The sequence below is a fragment of the Streptomyces sp. NPDC002032 genome, assembly GCF_042890765.1.
Classification (GTDB): Bacteria; Actinomycetota; Actinomycetes; order Streptomycetales; family Streptomycetaceae; genus Streptomyces.
The window spans coordinates 1-15,721 of sequence record NZ_JBIASM010000011.1 but is presented as its reverse complement, the minus strand read 5'-3'; the positions used below and the strand labels follow the sequence as shown (position 1 = coordinate 15,721).

General features: G+C 73.6%; 18 protein-coding genes and 1 pseudogene. 7 read left to right on the top strand and 12 right to left on the bottom strand.

The genetic code is table 11. The annotated features are described in order from the left end of the window. Nucleotides 1-92: 92 nt before the first annotated feature. Nucleotides 93-1,529: an Ig-like domain-containing protein gene (locus ACFYYT_RS24335; protein WP_351827817.1), complete on the bottom strand. Its 1,437-nt coding sequence runs from the start codon at nt 1,527-1,529 to the stop codon at nt 93-95. 196 nt (nt 1,530-1,725) lie between these two features. Between ACFYYT_RS24335 and ACFYYT_RS24330 the strand changes: the two genes are divergently transcribed. Beyond that, nucleotides 1,726-2,346 (top strand): L-threonylcarbamoyladenylate synthase, encoded by a 621-nt coding sequence (locus ACFYYT_RS24330; protein ID WP_351827814.1) that lies wholly within the window; start codon nt 1,726-1,728, stop codon nt 2,344-2,346. Between the two features lie 161 nt (nt 2,347-2,507). Here the strand turns inward: ACFYYT_RS24330 and cynS are convergent, their stop codons facing one another. Together cynS and ACFYYT_RS24320 are read right to left on the bottom strand one after the other, a co-directional pair. Continuing rightward, nucleotides 2,508-2,978, bottom strand: a complete 471-nt coding sequence (cynS, locus tag ACFYYT_RS24325; RefSeq protein ID WP_351827812.1) for a cyanase — start codon at nt 2,976-2,978, stop codon at nt 2,508-2,510. 92 nt (nt 2,979-3,070) lie between these two features. Beyond that, nucleotides 3,071-3,676, bottom strand: a complete 606-nt coding sequence (locus tag ACFYYT_RS24320; RefSeq protein WP_351827810.1) for a carbonic anhydrase — start codon at nt 3,674-3,676, stop codon at nt 3,071-3,073. Between the two features lie 125 nt (nt 3,677-3,801). Here ACFYYT_RS24320 and cynR point away from each other — a divergent pair, with 125 nt between their 5' ends. Next, the gene (gene cynR, locus ACFYYT_RS24315) at nt 3,802-4,737 is read left to right on the top strand and encodes a transcriptional regulator CynR (RefSeq protein WP_351827807.1); all 936 of its coding nucleotides are present in this window, start codon (nt 3,802-3,804) and stop codon (nt 4,735-4,737) included. Nucleotides 4,738-4,753: 16 nt separating this feature from the next. On the opposite strand, the pseudogene ACFYYT_RS24310 reads toward cynR, so the two are convergent. Then, nucleotides 4,754-4,888: pseudogene (locus ACFYYT_RS24310) on the bottom strand (MerR family transcriptional regulator); the annotation flags it as partial. Nucleotides 4,889-4,953: 65 nt separating this feature from the next. Here ACFYYT_RS24310 and ACFYYT_RS24305 point away from each other — a divergent pair. The 3 genes from ACFYYT_RS24305 (at nt 4,954) to ACFYYT_RS24295 (ending at nt 6,785) form a co-directional block, all read left to right on the top strand. Next, a complete protein-coding gene (locus ACFYYT_RS24305) occupies nt 4,954-5,583 on the top strand; it encodes a hypothetical protein (protein ID WP_351827804.1) in 630 nt (209 codons plus the stop codon). 88 nt (nt 5,584-5,671) lie between these two features. Continuing rightward, nucleotides 5,672-5,905, top strand: a complete 234-nt coding sequence (locus tag ACFYYT_RS24300) for a DUF6296 family protein (RefSeq protein WP_351827801.1) — start codon at nt 5,672-5,674, stop codon at nt 5,903-5,905. A 127-nt stretch (nt 5,906-6,032) separates the two neighbouring features. Beyond that, complete coding sequence (locus ACFYYT_RS24295; protein WP_351827798.1) at nt 6,033-6,785, top strand: carbonic anhydrase; 753 nt, start codon at nt 6,033-6,035, stop codon at nt 6,783-6,785. On the opposite strand, the gene ACFYYT_RS24290 is transcribed toward ACFYYT_RS24295, so the two are convergent. From ACFYYT_RS24290 to ACFYYT_RS24275, 4 genes are all read right to left on the bottom strand, one after another. After that, nucleotides 6,734-7,438 carry a DUF4328 domain-containing protein gene (locus ACFYYT_RS24290; RefSeq protein WP_351827795.1) on the bottom strand — a complete coding sequence of 235 codons (705 nt, stop codon included), beginning with the start codon at nt 7,436-7,438 and terminating at the stop codon, nt 6,734-6,736. The genes ACFYYT_RS24295 and ACFYYT_RS24290 overlap by 52 nt on opposite strands. Before the next feature lie 176 nt (nt 7,439-7,614). Beyond that, the gene (locus ACFYYT_RS24285) at nt 7,615-7,974 is read right to left on the bottom strand and encodes a DUF6204 family protein (protein WP_351827793.1); all 360 of its coding nucleotides are present in this window, start codon (nt 7,972-7,974) and stop codon (nt 7,615-7,617) included. Between the two features lie 127 nt (nt 7,975-8,101). Further along, nucleotides 8,102-8,698, bottom strand: a complete 597-nt coding sequence (locus tag ACFYYT_RS24280; protein ID WP_351827790.1) for a HutD family protein — start codon at nt 8,696-8,698, stop codon at nt 8,102-8,104. A 156-nt stretch (nt 8,699-8,854) separates the two neighbouring features. Then, nucleotides 8,855-9,268 (bottom strand): hypothetical protein, encoded by a 414-nt coding sequence (locus ACFYYT_RS24275; protein WP_351827787.1) that lies wholly within the window; start codon nt 9,266-9,268, stop codon nt 8,855-8,857. Nucleotides 9,269-9,480: 212 nt separating this feature from the next. On the opposite strand from ACFYYT_RS24275, the gene ACFYYT_RS24270 reads away from it, so the two are divergent. Further along, nucleotides 9,481-10,212, top strand: a complete 732-nt coding sequence (locus ACFYYT_RS24270) for an SDR family oxidoreductase (protein ID WP_351827784.1) — start codon at nt 9,481-9,483, stop codon at nt 10,210-10,212. Between the two features lie 99 nt (nt 10,213-10,311). On the opposite strand, the gene ACFYYT_RS24265 is transcribed toward ACFYYT_RS24270, so the two are convergent. The 4 genes from ACFYYT_RS24265 to ACFYYT_RS24250 all read right to left on the bottom strand — a co-directional run bounded on the left by ACFYYT_RS24265 (nt 10,312) and on the right by ACFYYT_RS24250 (nt 14,847). Continuing rightward, nucleotides 10,312-12,048 (bottom strand): carbohydrate binding domain-containing protein, encoded by a 1,737-nt coding sequence (locus tag ACFYYT_RS24265; RefSeq protein ID WP_351827858.1) that lies wholly within the window; start codon nt 12,046-12,048, stop codon nt 10,312-10,314. A 160-nt stretch (nt 12,049-12,208) separates the two neighbouring features. Next, entirely contained in the window at nt 12,209-13,651 is a 1,443-nt protein-coding gene (locus ACFYYT_RS24260; protein ID WP_388609217.1) for a VWA domain-containing protein, read from the bottom strand. A 106-nt stretch (nt 13,652-13,757) separates the two neighbouring features. After that, nucleotides 13,758-13,961 carry a cold-shock protein gene (locus ACFYYT_RS24255; RefSeq protein ID WP_030228921.1) on the bottom strand — a complete coding sequence of 68 codons (204 nt, stop codon included), beginning with the start codon at nt 13,959-13,961 and terminating at the stop codon, nt 13,758-13,760. A gap of 223 nt (nt 13,962-14,184) precedes the next feature. Then, nucleotides 14,185-14,847, bottom strand: coding sequence for an NAD(P)-binding domain-containing protein (locus tag ACFYYT_RS24250; protein ID WP_351831805.1), 663 nt, complete (start codon nt 14,845-14,847; stop codon nt 14,185-14,187). 230 nt (nt 14,848-15,077) lie between these two features. Here ACFYYT_RS24250 and ACFYYT_RS24245 point away from each other — a divergent pair, with 230 nt between their 5' ends. Further along, nucleotides 15,078-15,545, top strand: coding sequence for a hypothetical protein (locus tag ACFYYT_RS24245; protein WP_351831803.1), 468 nt, complete (start codon nt 15,078-15,080; stop codon nt 15,543-15,545). Nucleotides 15,546-15,721 lie beyond the last annotated feature (176 nt).

Sequence of the window (15,721 nt, the reverse complement as noted above, 5' to 3'; positions counted from 1 at the left end):
CGCGGAGGGCCGGACCGGGGGCGGGGCGGCGAACCGGGGCCGGGGGCCGGGCGGGTCCGGGGGGTGGCGGGGGGAGGGGTCGTGGGGGTGGGTCACGTCGTCGGGGTGAGACGGGAGGCGGTGAGGCGGGAGGGGGTGAGGGCCGCCGGGGTGGTGGACGGGGACAGGGCGCTGCCCTCGGTCCAGGCGGCCCAGTCCATGTTCCAGTCGCCGAAACCGTTCGCGAAGGGCGGCATCCGCTCACCGCCGCTGTTGACCACCTCGACGATGTCCCCCTCGCGGACCGTGTCGAAGAACCAGGCGGCGTCCTCGGTGCTCATGCCCGTGCAGCCGTGGCTGACGTTCTCCTCGCCCTGCGACTCCACCGACCAGGGCGCCGCGTGGATGTACTCGCCGCTCCAGGTCACGCGGGTCGCGTACTGGACGGGCAGGTCGTAGAACTCCTTGGTGCCCTTCTGAATGCCGACCGTGTCCCCCCGCATCCGGACCTTGGGCTCCTTGCCCAGCACGACCTTGATGCCGCTGCGGGTGAGGAACCCGGCCTTGCCGGTGGTGACCGGGATGGTCCGGATGACGCGGCCGTTGCGGCGCACCGTCATCTCGTGGGCGGCGGAGTCGGTGACGGCCTCGATCCGGTCGGCGACGGTGAACTCCAGGGGCTCGGAGGGGCCTCCGTACCGGTGGTCGCCGAGCTCGACCCCGTCGAGTCCGCTGCGGACCCTGACCACGGCGTGGGCGGGCCAGTAGGTGCGCGGCCGGAAGTGCAGGGTGGAATCGTCGACCCAGTGCCAGGCGCCTTCGACCTGCGGCTCCGAGGTGACCTGGAGGGCGGCCTCGACGCGCGCGCGGGCGTCGGCGTCCGCGCCGGGGACCGGGTGGCTGAGGGCGGCCGTCACGATCTCCCCCGCCCCGTACGCGCCCGGGCCGGGCCCGAACTCGGCGGTGAGCCTGCCCCCGTCGGCCGGGGGCGCGGTCCGGAAGGCCAGGGTGACGCCGACCGGGGTGCCGCCGCCGTCCTGGGCGCCGACCCGGACGGTGTAGTACTCCCCCGCCCGCAGGGGCTCGGTGTTGCGCCAGTGGCCGCCGCCCCGCGCGAGGGCCCCCGCCAGGTGGCGGCCGTGTCCGTCCTGGACGGTGACGTCGGTGAGGCTGCCGGCCCGGGCCGTGGCGAGGGCGATCTCCAGCGGGCCGCCGGCATCGGTGGGCAGGGTTTCGGTGCGGGCGCCGGCTGGGTCGTGCAGGACGGATCCGGCTCCGCGGGCGGTGGCCAGCACCCGTTGCTCCCGCCAGTCCCCGCACCTGCCGAACCGGAAGGCCCCGGCTTCGCACCAGTCGGCGCCGCCGGCCCGGCCGCTGTCCACGGCCCGGCCCACGAGCAGGGTGACCGCGGCTTCCCGGCCCGGCCCCGCAGCGGCTCCTTCCGGGGCGCCCTGGAACACGGCGGGCTGGCCCGGCGCGGCGGCGACGGTCAGTACGGCGCCCGTCACCGCGGCCACCGCGCTCCATGCTTTGGTCCGTGACTTCGCCACGCAGCCCTCCCAGATCGCCCACCGCCGGATGGCAGCATCAAAACGACCTGAAGCCGAAACGATGATCGTAAACTCGGCCCTGGGGCCGAACGGGCGCCCCAAGAGAACCCGTACGGAGCAGGCCCCCTGCCCCGGACGTCCCCGCCGGGCCCACGGGATGGCGGAGGGGGCGGATCCGGTCACGTAGGCTCGGCGGATGGCGAAGTACTTCGACGTGCACCCCGAGAACCCTCAGCGGCGCACCATCAGCAGCGTGGCCGACAGCATCCGCGCGGGTGCGCTCGTCGCGTACCCGACCGACTCCTGTTACGCATTGGGGTGCCAGCTCGGCAACCGGGACGGGCTCGCCCGGATCCGTACGATCCGGGCCCTCGACGACCGGCACCACTTCACCCTGGTGTGCCAGAACTTCGCGCAGCTGGGCCAGTTCGTGCACATCGACAACGACGTGTTCCGGGCGATCAAGGCGGCGACGCCCGGCGCCTACACGTTCATCCTGAAGGCCACCTCCGAGGTGCCGCGGCAGCTGATGCACCCGAAGAAGAAGACGGTCGGCGTGCGGATCCCGGACCACCTGGTCACCCAGACGCTGCTCGCCGAGCTCGGCGAGCCGCTGGTGTCCAGCACGCTGCTGCTGCCGGACGAGGAGGAGCCGCTGACGCAGGGCTGGGAGATCAAGGAGCGGCTGGACCACGTGGTGGACGCCGTCCTGGACTCCGGGGAATGCGGCACCCGGCCGACGACCGTCATCGACTTCTCCGGCGGCGAGGCCGAAATCGTACGCCGCGGAGCGGGCGACACGGCCCGCTTCGAGTAGCGGCCCGGCCGGCTTGCGGCCGGCGCCGCCGCAGGCCCGCAGGTCCCGCTTCCCACGAGGGGTGGATTCCGGTTCAGCCAACGGAATCCACCCCTTCACGCATACGGATCCGGCGCGTGCGGCCCGTGCGGCCCGTGTGGCCCGTGCCTTCCGGCCTCCGGTCAGAAGGGCTTGGTCGGGAGGTACTTGCCGTCGAGGGTGATCACGGCGCGCTCGCCGCCGTCGGGGTCGGCGACCTTCCGCACGTCGAGGCGGAAGTTGATGGCGCTGATGATGCCGTCGCCGAACTCCTCGTGGACCAGGGCCTTGAGGGTGGTGCCGTAGACCTGGAGCATCTCGTGGAAGCGGTAGATCGTCGGGTCGGTCGGGACCGAACCCGGGATGGAGCCCCGGGTGGGGATGGTCCGCAGCCACATCGCGGCGTCCTCGTCCAGGCCGAGGAGTTCGGCGACGGCCTTCGCGGCGGGCTCGGGCAGCGGGTGCTGGCCGAGGACGGCGGCGGTGACGAAGGCCACGGACAGGCCGGTGACGTCGGCGATCTGGCGCCAGGTCAGGTTCTTGCGGACCTTGGCCTCGACGGCCGCGTCGGCGATCCGCTCACGGACGGCGGGGGCGAACTGGGCGTGCGTCATGGGACGGGTTCCTTTCGAAGGCGTACAGGGCGTACGGGGCGTGCGGGGTTTACGAGGGCGTGCGGGATTTACGAGGGCGTGCGGGGCGGCGGTCAGGCCGCGAGGGTGACGGGACGGCCCGCGCCGTCGAGCCGCTCGACGGCCCCGGAGGGGATGTCGTAGACCCAGCCGTGCAGGGTCACCTCGCGCCCCGCGAGCGCGCGGGCCACCGAGGGGTGGGTGGCCAGATTGGCCAGCTGGGCCCGTACGTTCTCCCGGATCAGCGCGTCCACCGCGTACGGGGCGTCCCCGGCCGGGGCGGTGCGGGCCACGGAGGCGTCCGCGTGGCGCAGCCACTCGGCGACCGCCGGGGCGGCGCTGAGGTCGTGGCCCTCGGCCAGGGCGGTCATCGCGCCGCAGGCGGAGTGGCCGCAGACCACGATGTCGCTGACGCCTAGGACGGCGACGGCGTACTCGACGCTGGCCGCGACCCCGTCGGCGCCGGGCGTGTGGGCGGGAATGAGGTTGCCCGCGGTGCGGATGACGAACAGCTCGCCCGGCTCGCTCTGGGTGATCAGCTCGGGCACCACGCGGGCGTCGGAGCAGCCGATGAACAGGGTCTTCGGGCGGTGGGTGGCCGCGAGCTCCGCGAAGAGCGCCGCCTTGGCGGGGAAGACGTCGTGCCGGAACCGTTCGACGCCCTCGGTGAGATCGTGCATGGTCACTCCCGTTCTGCTGGGATCCACCCCGTGGGGCTGACGTGTTTCACCATGCATGACCAGCGGTCATAGTGTCCAAGACATGAAATCGATGCTTCTCATCGATGCCATCTATAGTTGTCCGCATGACCTTGGAACTGCGTCATCTGCGCTACCTGCTGGCGGTCGCCGAGCACCGCAACTTCACCCGCGCCGCGGAAGAGCTGCGGATCTCCCAGCCGACGCTGTCCCAGCAGATCAAGCAGCTGGAGCGGACGGTGGGGGTGCAGCTCCTAAACCGCGGGGGGCGCTCGGTGCGCCTCACCGACGCGGGCGCCGTCTACGCGGAGCACGCGCGGCGGGCGCTGCGCGACCTCGCGGCGGCCGAGCGCGCGGTGCGCGACCTCGCCGACCTCACCCGGGGCCACCTGCGCCTCGCCCTGACCCCCACGTTCACCGCCTACCTCCTCGGGCCGCTCCTCGCGTCCCTCCACGAGGCGCACCCCGGCATCACCGTGGAGGTGCGGGAGATGCCCCAGGACCGCATCGAGTCCGCCCTGCTGGCCGATGACACCGACCTCGGCATCGCCTTCCGCGGGGCGCACCCGCCGGGCATCGCCGCGACCGGACTGTTCACGGAGACCCTGGGTCTGGTGGTCGCCGGGGCCACCCCCGCGCCGGGGCCCGGCCCGCTCCCGGTCTCCGCCCTGGCCGACCGGCAACTCGCGCTGCTGAGCGGTGACTTCGCCACGCGGAAGCACATCGACGCCCACCTCGCGGCGCACGGGGTCCGGCCGCGCATCGCGGTGGAGGCCAATTCCGTGCAGGCGCTGACCGAGCTGGTCCAGCGGACCCCGCTGGCCACGGTCCTGCCCGACGCGGTGACAGACGACCACCCCCGGCTGGCGCGGGTCCGCCTGACCCCGCCGCTGCCCCCGCGCACGGTCTGCCTGCTGCGCCGGGACGGCGGGTACCTGAGCGCCGCCGCGCGCGCCTTCGCCGCCCTGGCCCCCGAGGTCGCCGCCGCCCGGGGCTACGGGCCGCCGGGTGACTACGGGCCGCCGGATCAGGAGAGGCCGTAGCGGCGGGCCGATTCCTCCCACCGACCTGGACCAGCGTGCGGACCAGGCGCAGTCGGCGCAGGTGCGTCTCGTCGTAGTCCGCCGTCGTCGCGCTGACCCGGTGTCCGTTCGCCAACAGGCCTTCGCGAAGGTAGTACTTGACGGTCGCGATGGTGGCGCCACTGCGTTACTTGCCGCGACCGGCGCACCGCAGACCACGCACTGATGAGGAGCATCATGGTTCAGCACGGCACCACCCCCGGCGACGCCCCCGGCCACCGGCGCGAGCGCGGGGTCCCCGGGGCGGTCGCCCTCGCCTCGGTCCTCGCCCTGTCCGCCGCCCTCGCGCTCTCGGGCTGCTCGCCCTCGTCCGGCTCGTCCTCGAAGGACAGCGGTTCCTGGGAGGTCGGCACCTGCGGCGGACCCGACCCCGCCAACGCCCCGGACGGCTACCGCAGGTTCGACTGCGGCGACTCCAAGGCCACCTTCAAGGCCCTGGAGATAGGAGCGGCGGGCATCCTGGCCGGTTCCGTCCAGTGCCCGGCCGGGACGGACGTGATGATCCGCGTGTCGGTGTCCTACGGCAAGAACAGCCACGGCGGGATCCCCACGAGCACCGTCTGCGGGCGCAACCTCTCCGGCAGCCACCCCGGTGACGCGGGCGCCGGCGGCGGGCAGCTGGTGAAGGGCGACTGCGTCAGCTCCACGGCCCAGGAGGTGGCCTGCTCCTCCGCCGGGTCGGGCGGCTTCCGGGTGCTCGACCTCGTCAAGGAGAAGGGACAGTGCCCCGCCGGGACGACCGAGCCGATGGAGCTGACCCTGTCGGTGGGACGGCCGTACGACGTGATCTGCGCGACCGGGGTGTAGCGGCCGGCGAGGGGGTTCCGACGGGCGGGAAGGCCGGGGGCGGCCCAGGATGGGAGGCGTAGGAGGGGGCACCGACGGGAGTGCGCAGATGAGCGTGAGACGGTACGAGCTGGCCTTCCCCGCCGCGAGCGGAACGGGCGAGGACATCGTCGTGGTCGACCGCACGGACGCGTCGGGGCCGGGCGGCCACCCGGTCTACGCCGACGCCAGCGGGATCGTCCGCGCGGAGATCAGCGATCAGGGCGAGGTGCGCATGATGCCCTCGGGCGGCCACCAGGCCCCCGCCCATCCGCTGGAGGCCCGCCCGTTGCCCGACGGGTGAGGCCCCCTGCCGCCCGTGTGGGCCGTCGGTGGTAACCGCGGCGGCCCCCGCTCGCGCCTGCGCCCGGACCGGCCGGTCCGCGTCCGATAGTCACCGGGACGTAGCCGCGTACCGGGAGGGACCCGCGATGGACACCTCAGGACTGTGGCGCCGCCGGGCCCTGCTCGCCGGCGGCCTCACGCTCGCCACGGGCGCCCTGTCGGCCTGCTCCGGGGTGAGCCCCCCGCCGTCGTCGGCCCGCCGGACCCGCCCCGAGGCCGCCGCCCCCAATCCCCGGCCGAGCACCCCCGACGCGGCGTACGCGCGGCTGATGGAGGGCAACCGGCGCTGGGTCAGCGGGAACCTCCAGCACCCCGACCGCGATCCCACCCGGCGCGAGCAGGTCGCCCGGACGCAGGAGCCGTTCGGGGTGGTCCTGTCCTGCATCGACTCCCGGGTGGCGCCCGAGCTGCTCTTCGACACCGGCCTCGGCGACCTGTACGTCCTGCGTACGGGCGGCCAGGCGGTGGGCCCGGTGGTCACCGGCTCCGTGGAGTACGGGCCGCTCACCTCCGGCACCCCGCTGATCTTCGTGCTCGGGCACCAGCGCTGCGGCGCCATCGACGCCGCGTACAAGGCGGCCCGCGACGGCACGACCCTGCCGGGCCAGCTGGACGCCCTCTCGAAGGCCCTGCGGCCCGCCTACGACCTGGCGGTCAAGGAGGGCGGCCCGGATCCGGCCGACCGGATGATCCGCGCGCAGATCACCCTGACCGCCGACGAACTGCGCGCCAACACCGACCTCGCCCCCCTGGTCAAGAACGGCTCCGTGGGGGTGGTCGGCGGCTACTACTCGCTCGACACCGGGGCGGTGGAGGTCCTCACGGGCGCTCCCGTCTGAGCGCCGGGCGAGCCGCCGCGGACCGCCCGTGTCAGACGGACGGCGAAGTGCATCGCGGCCGCGGCGGCCAGCGCCTCCAGGACTCCGTGGAGCATCAGCCGGAGCAGGACCTCCTGGAGCTGCCCGGGGGTCTCGGCGTTCGCCTGGAGCCGCCGGGTGTAACCGCTCGACAGCCCCGTGCAGACGAACAGCCCCCACCACAGGTTGACCGGCAGGAACGAGGTCTTCACGGGCCGGCCGGGCCCCGGGGCCGGCCGCACGCAGGCCGCCCACATCTCGATGGCGATCCGGTACGGCCGCCACAGGTTCAGCAGCGGAACGAACCAGGAGCCGATGGCCCAGCCGGGCCCCGACGTGAAGCCCTGCGGTGCGAGCGCCCCCGCGCAGCGGCGCATCCGGTGGAACCAGAGGACGAAGACGAGGACGCACAGCGAGAAGGCCATGTCGTGGAACAGGCCCGCCCGGTCGGCGAGGAGGCGGGCGGACGCGTAGCTCCGCTCGGGCGCGAAGGCGAAACCGGCGTCCCCGCCGATCAGCGCGTAGGTCCGCGCGTCGGCGAGGACGCCGAGCAGATCGGTCAGCGCTACCGCTGTCAGCAGCGCCACCACCACGGGCAGGAGGACGCGCGGCACCCCCGGGAACGCGAGCGGCACGGACGGCCGGGGTCCCGGCCAACGAACGGACGGAGACATGACGAAGGACCCCCACGGGCAGGTGCGACAGACGGGAACCGCTCGCCGCGGTGGGCGCCGGGAGGAGGAACATACGCTGCCGGGTGCTGCTCCGTCCATCGCGTCCGTGCAGGTCGCAGGCCTATGGGGGGCGTCGGTCAGGGGGTCTCGCGGGCTGCCGCCTGGCGCTGGCGCTTGCTCTGCTTGGCCAGGGACAGGTCCTCGGCCGAGGAGCGCAGGCGCTTGAAGCCGTACCCGCGCTCCGTCAGCCAGGCTTCGGCGGCCAGTTCCGCGCGGGCGGCGGCGTCGAGGATGTCCTCCTCCGTCTCCCCCGATTCGAGGAAGCGGAAGGAGAAGGAGTTGCGGGCGGCGAGCTCGTAGGAGAGGTGGCCTTCGGTGGTGAAGGTGGCCCGCAGAAGGTCGTGTTCGGGTGCGGCGGCCGTCAGCTCGGCGCGCTGCTCCGCGCTGAGGCCGTCGAAGAAGCCGCGGACGGTAATGCGGAAGGTGCGGGTGCTCATCCCTCCACCGTAGGGCGCACGCCGCGCCCCGCGCACCGGGATTTCCCGCTGACCCGGCCCGGTTCCGCGGCTCCGGCCCGGTTCCGCGGCTCCGGCCCGGTTCCGCCGCCCCGGCCCCGGCGGCGCGTCAGCCCCCGGCCGCCTCCACGGCCAGCCGGACCACGGCCGTGTGCCCCTGCGCGCGCAGCAGGACGGTGGCGGGCCCGGTCAACAGGGCCGCGTCGTACGGTCCGAGGGCGGTGGCCGGGCCGGGCTCGGCGGCGAGGGCGGCCGGTCCGTCCAGGGCGCAGACCAGCAGGGTCTCCTCCGGCCTTATGCCGAGGGCGAGTTCGCCCCGGACGACGGCGGTCCGCACCCGGGTGCCCGTCCGCCGGTACATCACGTTGAAGTTCACGACGGGCCCGTCCAGCAGCCGGCAGCCGGTCGGCACGTCGCCCGGAAAGTCGCGGGGCGCGAAACGCTCGTCGACGAGGCGGTGTTCGCCGCCGATGGCGAGGTCCATGCCCGCGCCCTCGGCCAGGGTGAGCGTCCGGTCGATGCCGGGGAACTCCGAGAAGGGGCCGTCGGCGGCCACTTCGGCGAGGCTGATCCGCCAGTCGAAGCCGGTGGTGCCCGCGTCCTCGGGCCGGGCGGCGATCTCGCGGGTCACTCCCCCGCCGTTCTTCCAGGGCACCGCCGGGCGCCCTTCGGCGCGCAGGATCCGGATGTCGGCGGTGCCGGGCATGCGGCGTTCCTTCCCTCGGGTCCGTGCCGCGGGCGGGCGCTGCGGTCCCGGGCGGCGGTGCCGAGCCTATCGGGGGCGCCGGGGCGGGGCGGCGCGCGCCATTGGGCCCCGGCCGCGCGGCGACGGGGGCCCAATGGCGGCGGGGTCACTTCACGTTCACTTCACGGTCACGACGACGGTCGGGGAGATCGTGTTGTCGTCGCCCATGACGCGCAGCTCTTCCTTGCCCTTGGTGTTGAGCTTGCCCTTGAGCGAGTAGCTGCTGCCGTTCTTGACGGTGGTGTTCGACTGGAGGGTCGTCCACTTGCCCTTGTTGTTGTGCTGGAGCACCAGCTTGCTGCCGACCTTCAGGCCCTTGGTCCGTCCGATGAAGGTGACTTCGTCACCGGCCTTCACCTCGGACTTGTCGGCCTTGATGGTGATCTGACCGGCCGGGCTCGCGCTCGGGGTGGTGGCGGGCTTCGGGGTGACTGCGGCGGAGGCGCCGGCGGCTGCGCCGCCCAGGAGGGCGGTGGACAGCAGGACTGCGGCGACGCCCTGGGCACAACGGCTGCGCGGTATGGACTTCACGGTGGCTCCCGTCTCGGGTGTTCCTCCCCCCTCGTGTGAAACCTCTGTGAGGCTATCGACCACCCGGAAGGCCCGCGACCACAGGGGCGGCGGACTGGGCCGAACGGGGGTGGGCGCCTGGCGAACGCCAGGTCGGATTCCTGCCAGCACGGGTGATCCGCTCCGCGTTTCATTGAAACCGCAACCAATGAAGCGGACATGAGGAGCGGGACATGAACGGCAAGACGGTTCTGGTCACGGGCGGCAGCCGGGGCATCGGCGCGGCCATCGCGCTGCGCCTGGCGGAGGCGGGCGCCGACGTGGCGATCACCTACACCTCCGACGAGGCGGCCGCGCAGGCCGTGGTCGGCAAGATCCAGGCGCTGGGCCGCCGGGCCGTCGCGACCCGGGCGGACGCGGGCGGGGCCGGTGACGCGGCGGGCGCCGTGGACTGGGCGGCCGACACCCTCGGCCGGCTCGACGTGCTCGTCAACAACGCGGGCGCCGGCGTGCTCGGCCCGCTGGAGGACCTCACCCTCGCGCAGGTCGACCGCGTGCTCGCGGTCAATGTCCGGGGGGTGTTCCTGGCCTCCCAGGCCGCGGCCGGCCGGATGGGCCCGGGCGGCCGGATCATCACCATCGGCAGCTGCATGACCCAGCGCGTGCCCGGCCCGGGCGGGACCCTGTACGCCATGAGCAAGTCGGCGCTCACGGGCCTCACCAAGGCGCTGGCCCGCGAGCTCGGCGGGCGCCGGATCACCGCGAACATCGTCCACCCGGGCCCGGTCGACACGGACATGAACCCCGCCAACGGCCCGTACGCGGACCCGCAGGCCGCGATGACCGCGCTCGGCCGGTTCGGCCGGCCCGAGGAGGTCGCGGACACGGTCGCCTTCCTCGCCGGGGACGGGGCCGCCTACGTGACGGGCGCCGAGTTCTCCGTCGACGGCGGCCACGCGGCCTAGTGCCTGACGCGGCACTAGTCGCAGGTGCGCCGGACCGCCCGTCGCGTTGCGCGGCGGGCGGTCCGGCGGTGGTGGCGGGGGCGGGCGGCCGGGGGCGGGTCAGCTCACGGCGAAGTCGTCGCCGTGGACGGCGCCCTGGCCGTACCAGCCGTGCAGGTAGACGGTGACCGCCCCGGAGGCACCGGTGGTGAAGGGCACGCTCAGCTTGGTCCAGCCGGTCGAGCTGGTCCACGTACTGGCGCTCGCGCCGCCCCGCACGCCGAGGTAGGCGTAGCTGCCCTGGACCCAGCCGCTGAGCGTGTAGGCCGTGTTCGGGGCCAGGGTCAGGTTCTGCGCGCACTCGCCGGTGCGGTCACCGGCCGGGATGCCCTGGACGGCGTACGTCCCCCCGTGCACGGGGGAGGTCACGACGGTGCCGCCGCCCTCGCAGGTCCACGGCCCGAGCGAGCCGCTCTCGAAACCGCCGTTGACGAGCGCGCCGCTGCCGCCGCCGGGGCCGGAGACGGTCAGGGTGAAGGCGGCGGAGTGGCTGAGCGCGCCGGCGGTGCCGGTCACGGAGAGCGCGTACGTGCCGGGCGCGGCCGAGGCGGCGGCGGTGACCGTCAGCCGGGCCGTGCCGCCCGCGGTGACCGAGCCGGGCGCGACCGAGGCCGTCACTCCGGCCGGGGCGCCGGTGACCGTCAGCGCGACGGGCTGGGCCGTGCCGGAGGTGACCTGGGTGGAGACGGTGGCGGTGGCACTCGCTCCGGGCGCGACGGAGGCCGAGCCGGGGGCGACGGAGAGGGAGAAGTCGTCGGCGACCGGTCCGCCGTCACGGGTGAAGGGGGCGAAGGTGTGGGTGAAGTACCAGGGGTCCTGGGCGATGCCGGAGCAGGTGTCGGAGCCCCCGGTGCCGGAGCAGCCGCCGTTGTCGCGCTGGAGCGCCCAGAAGGAGAGGGTGTTGATGCCCTTGGCGACGGCCCAGTCGTAGACGGCGGTGGCATCGGCCGTGGTGAAGGTCTCGGCGGCCCCGTAGTCGTCGATGCCGGGCATCTCGGTGACGCCGATCATGCCCCACAGCTGGGCGGGGGTCTTGGCCGGGTAGAGGGCGGCGAGCTGGTCGTAGAGGCCGGTGGCGGCGCTCTTCGTGTCGTTCGCCATGTTGTGGGCGGCGCCGTCGTAGTAGTCGAAGGTCATCAGGTTGACGACGTCGACCCGGGCGCCGGCCGTCTTCGCGCTCTTGAGGACGGCCAGGCCGCTGCTCGCGAGGCCGCTCGTGGTGGTCGGGAGGGTGTAGGAGACCTGGAGGGGACGGCCGTTGGCGGCGGCCCAGTCCTGCACCTTCTTGATGGCCTGGTTGCGGCGGTCGATCCCGGCCTTGTTGGTCAGGGAGTTGTCCTCGATGTCCATGTCCAGGCGGGTCACGTCGTAGGTCGTGATCACCTTCTGGTAGGCGGCCGCGATCGAGTCGACGCTGGTGCAGCTGTCCGCGATCTCGGTGCCGCCGTTGTCGGCCGCGTAGCCGCCGAAGGAGGGGATGACGTCGCCGCCGCGCGAGCGCAGGGTGGCGAAGTCGGCGCCGAAGACGGAGGAGGCGATGGGCTGGGACGTGGAGCCGTTCCAGTACGGGGTGCAGGAGCCCTTGGCCTCGGTCTGGACGAAGGCCATGGTCAGGTACCGGGCGCCGGACTTCTGCGCCAGGTCGGCGGGGCTGTCGGAGGAGTACGCCTCGAAGTACGGGGCGAAGACGTGCGCGGGCAGCGGGGTCGGCGCGGCCTGCGCGGGACCCGCGCCGGCCGTGACGAGGAGCCCGGCGCAGGCGCCGAGGGTGGCGAACGCCGCCGTTAAGGAGCGCAGGGGGCGGGGACGGCCGACGGAACGCGAAGGGTGTCTCAACGAAGCTCCCGGTGGGGCGCGAGCGAACGGACGGACGCCCCATGATTGGTCTGGACCAACCCTCCGGTCAAGGGCCCGGGCCACCCCGGATCCGTCCGTCCGCCGCGCGGCGCAAGGGAGTTCAGCGCAGGATGCCCGCCCGCCGGGCATCGCGCAGCCAGGAGGGGAACTCCGAGAGCAGCCGGTCGTACAGCTCGGCGTCGGAGAGCCGGTCGATGTCGTCGACGGCGAAGAAGCCGACGTTGTCGACCCGGCGCCCCGTCATCGTGTCGAAGCGCTCCAGCACCCCGAACCCGGACCGGCCCAGGCCCACGAACTGCCAGAACACCGGCTCCTCCGCGGCCTCCCGCAGTTCCCGCTCGATCTCGGCGTCGCGGTGGACGCCGCCGTCGGAGAAGAACAGCACGAGGGTGGGGACGGCCACCGGGTGCGCGCGCACGTAGGCGCGCACCTCGGCGATCACCTTCTGCTCCTCGTTCTGGAATCCGACCTCGCGCATGTCGATCTGGCCGGGCAGCAGGCCCCGGGCCGGCTTCCGGCGGCCGAAGAGGCTCATCTGGCCGACGCGCACGTGCAGTCGGATCCACTCCGGGAGGTCCCCGATGACGAGGTCGGGCAGCCGGGCGGGGTTGCTGGCGAAGGTCCACGCCTGCACCTCGCCGTCGTCGTCGAGCTGCGCGGCGACGGCCGCCATCCGCTCGACGACCGAGGCGACGGTGCCCCGGGTGTAGAGCGCGGCCATCGATCCCGAGGCGTCGAGGACGAGGACCACGCGGGCCGTCACACCCGCCGCACCATTCTTGTCGAGGCTGACGGCCACCTGTTGCTTGCGCAGCGAGAGGCGGCCGCGCATGTCGGCGGGCAACCGCTCCTCCCCCTTGGTCATCCGGACGGCGGCGCCGGCCGACGACGGCACCGGAGGGACGGGGGCGGTGAAGGGGGCGACTGCGGGCCTCGGGGCGGGCTGCGCGGCGGGTGCGGGCGCGGCGGCCCGGACCGGCGGCGCCGCCGGGGCCGGGGCCGCCGCCGGGGCCGTCCGCGCGGGCGGTTCGTCGTCCACGGTGATCCCGAAGTCCGTCGCCAGCCCCGCGAGCCCGCTCGCGTACCCCTGGCCCACGGCCCGGAACTTCCAGATGCCCGCCCGCCGGTAGAGCTCTCCGCTCACGAAGGCCGTCTCCGGCCCCGCGCTCATGTCGAAGCGGACGATCTCCGCACCGGAGGACGCGTCGAGCAGCCGCAGGTGCAGTCCGGGCACCTGCCCGAAGGTGCCCCCGTCCGCGGAGGCGCAGAGCACGACGCGTGCCACGTCCGACTCCAGGGCGGCGAGGTTCACCTCCAGCGTGTCCGCACCGGGCCGCTTGCCGCGGTGGCGCACGGCGCCGCGGGCGTGCACCGGCTGGTTGTAGAAGACGAAGTCGCCGTCGGAGCGCACCCGTCCGCCGGCCGCCAGCAGCAGGGCGGACGCGTCCACGTCCGGCACGCCCGGTCCGGGCCGCCAGCCGAGGACAACGCTGACGGAGGAGGCCGGGACCGGCAGGTTGGCGCCTTTGCTCAGTGTCGTCACGCCGGACAGTCTGCCGGGTGGGCGACGAACGCCGGTAGGCGCGGTGAACAACGGGCCGGGGCCCGCACCGTTCGGTGCGGGCCCCGGCTCTCGGCTGCGCTCGGCGTCAGGCGGGCACGATGTTCTCGGCCTGCGGGCCCTTCTGGCCCTGCGTGACGTCGAAGTTCACCTTCTGGCCCTCCTGAAGCTCGCGGAAGCCCTGGGTGGCGATGTTCGAGTAGTGGGCGAACACGTCGGCGCCGCCGCCGTCCTGCTCGATGAAGCCGAAACCCTTTTCCGCGTTGAACCACTTCACGGTGCCGGATGCCATATGGATTCTCCTTCGGGGCTGTACCCGGGGCCGCACTGTGCGACTCCGGCGTCGCCGTGTTGATTGACCCTGTCCGAAAGCATCCGGAAATACAAAGTGCTCCCGCCGGACGGAATCCGACGGCCGCGCTTGAAATATCTGGGAACCACACCTGCAACTGAGCAGCACCGTAGCACAGCGCAAACGGGGGGACGCGGAGCGTTAACACCCCTGGCCGAAGGGGTCAGCCGCGGAATTCCTCCGGGCGGGCCGGCGAGGCCTCGGACAGGGCCCGGGTGACCTCCGCGACGCCCGCGCGCAGCCCGTAGACCGGCGTGTCGGGCTGCTGGCGCCAGGACTCGTCCAGGCCGCCCGCGTCGACGGTGTCGAAGCCCATCTCGTCGATCAGGGCGCGGACGGTCTTCTTGGCCGCCTCGTCGTCGCCGGCGACCGGCAGGGCCATCCGGTCGGGGTCGCCGGCCGGGCGCGGCCGGTCGAGGATGTCGGCGGCGTACGTCCCGTTGAAGGCCTTGATCACCGGGTGTCCCAGGTGCTGTTCGGTCCAGCGGCTCTCGGTCAGGCCCTCGTCCTCGATCGCGGCGATGCGCCCGTCGCGCTGACGCGGGTAGTAGTTGCCGGTGTCGATGACGGCGAATCCCTCGGCGGCCCCGTCGAAGAGTCCGGCGGGCAGGTCGGGCACGTTCTTGAGGGGGACGGTCACCACGACGACCTCGGCGCCCCGCGCGGCCTCGGCGACCGTGACGGCGGTGGCACCGGTCTCCTCGACGAGGGCGGTGAGGGTTTCGGGACCGCGGGAGTTCGCGACGGAGACCTGGTGCCCGAGGGCGGTGAGCCGGCGCGTGAGGTTGCCGCCGATGTTGCCGGCGCCGATGATGCCGATCTTCATGAGCTCTCCAGTGCGTGCGGTGCGGATGCGGATGTCGCGTCTTTCCGAACCACTGCGCCGCCCGCCGCATTCCGGCTGCCGCACTCCGGGTTTACGGATTCCTCCGTACGAGCGAATTTCGGCCATTTCCTTTACGCCGAGAACCGGATGACGCCGAGCGCCCGTCGTCCAGGGCAGTGCCGGGGACCGTACCGGCAGGCAGCACTCAGCACGGGGAAAGGTTCCTACCGATGTCCAAGCTCCCGACCAAGCGCGCCACCTCCTTCGCCCTGGCGGCCACCGCCGGCGTGGCGGCCCTCTCCTTCGCCCTCGTCACCGGCACCTCCGCCACCGCCGCGGCTCCGCAGTCCGTGTCGGGCAGCCCCGAGGGGGCCTTCAACCGGATCGCCGACTTCTACGGCTCCTACATCGACGCGGTCTACGACGGCGACGGGAAGACGGCCGACCAGCTGCGTTCCTTCTACCTCTCCGAGCCCCTCCAGCGGGAGCTGCGGCAGTGGGAGGAGACCAACCACGCCAACGGCGTCCTGCGCGCGCAGAACGTGCCGCTGCGGTGGAAGGTGACGTCCAACGGGAGCGGGACGGGCAAGACCAACGCCACGGTGACCCTGACCTGGGGCGGCAGCGGCGACAACACCACCCAGATCCACGTGCAGGCCGACCTGAAGACGAAGAAGATCACCTCCATCGCCGACTGATCCGGGGCCGGTACGGGGTTCGGTACGGGTGCCCGGGCCCGGACACCCGAGTGGGGGGCCGCGGGCGCGGGGGCCCCCCCCCCCCCGCCCCCGCCCCCGGCGCCCCCCCCCCCCCCCCCCCCCCCCAGCCCCCCGCCCGCGCCCCCCCGCCCCGCGGCCCCCGCCCGACCCGCGGC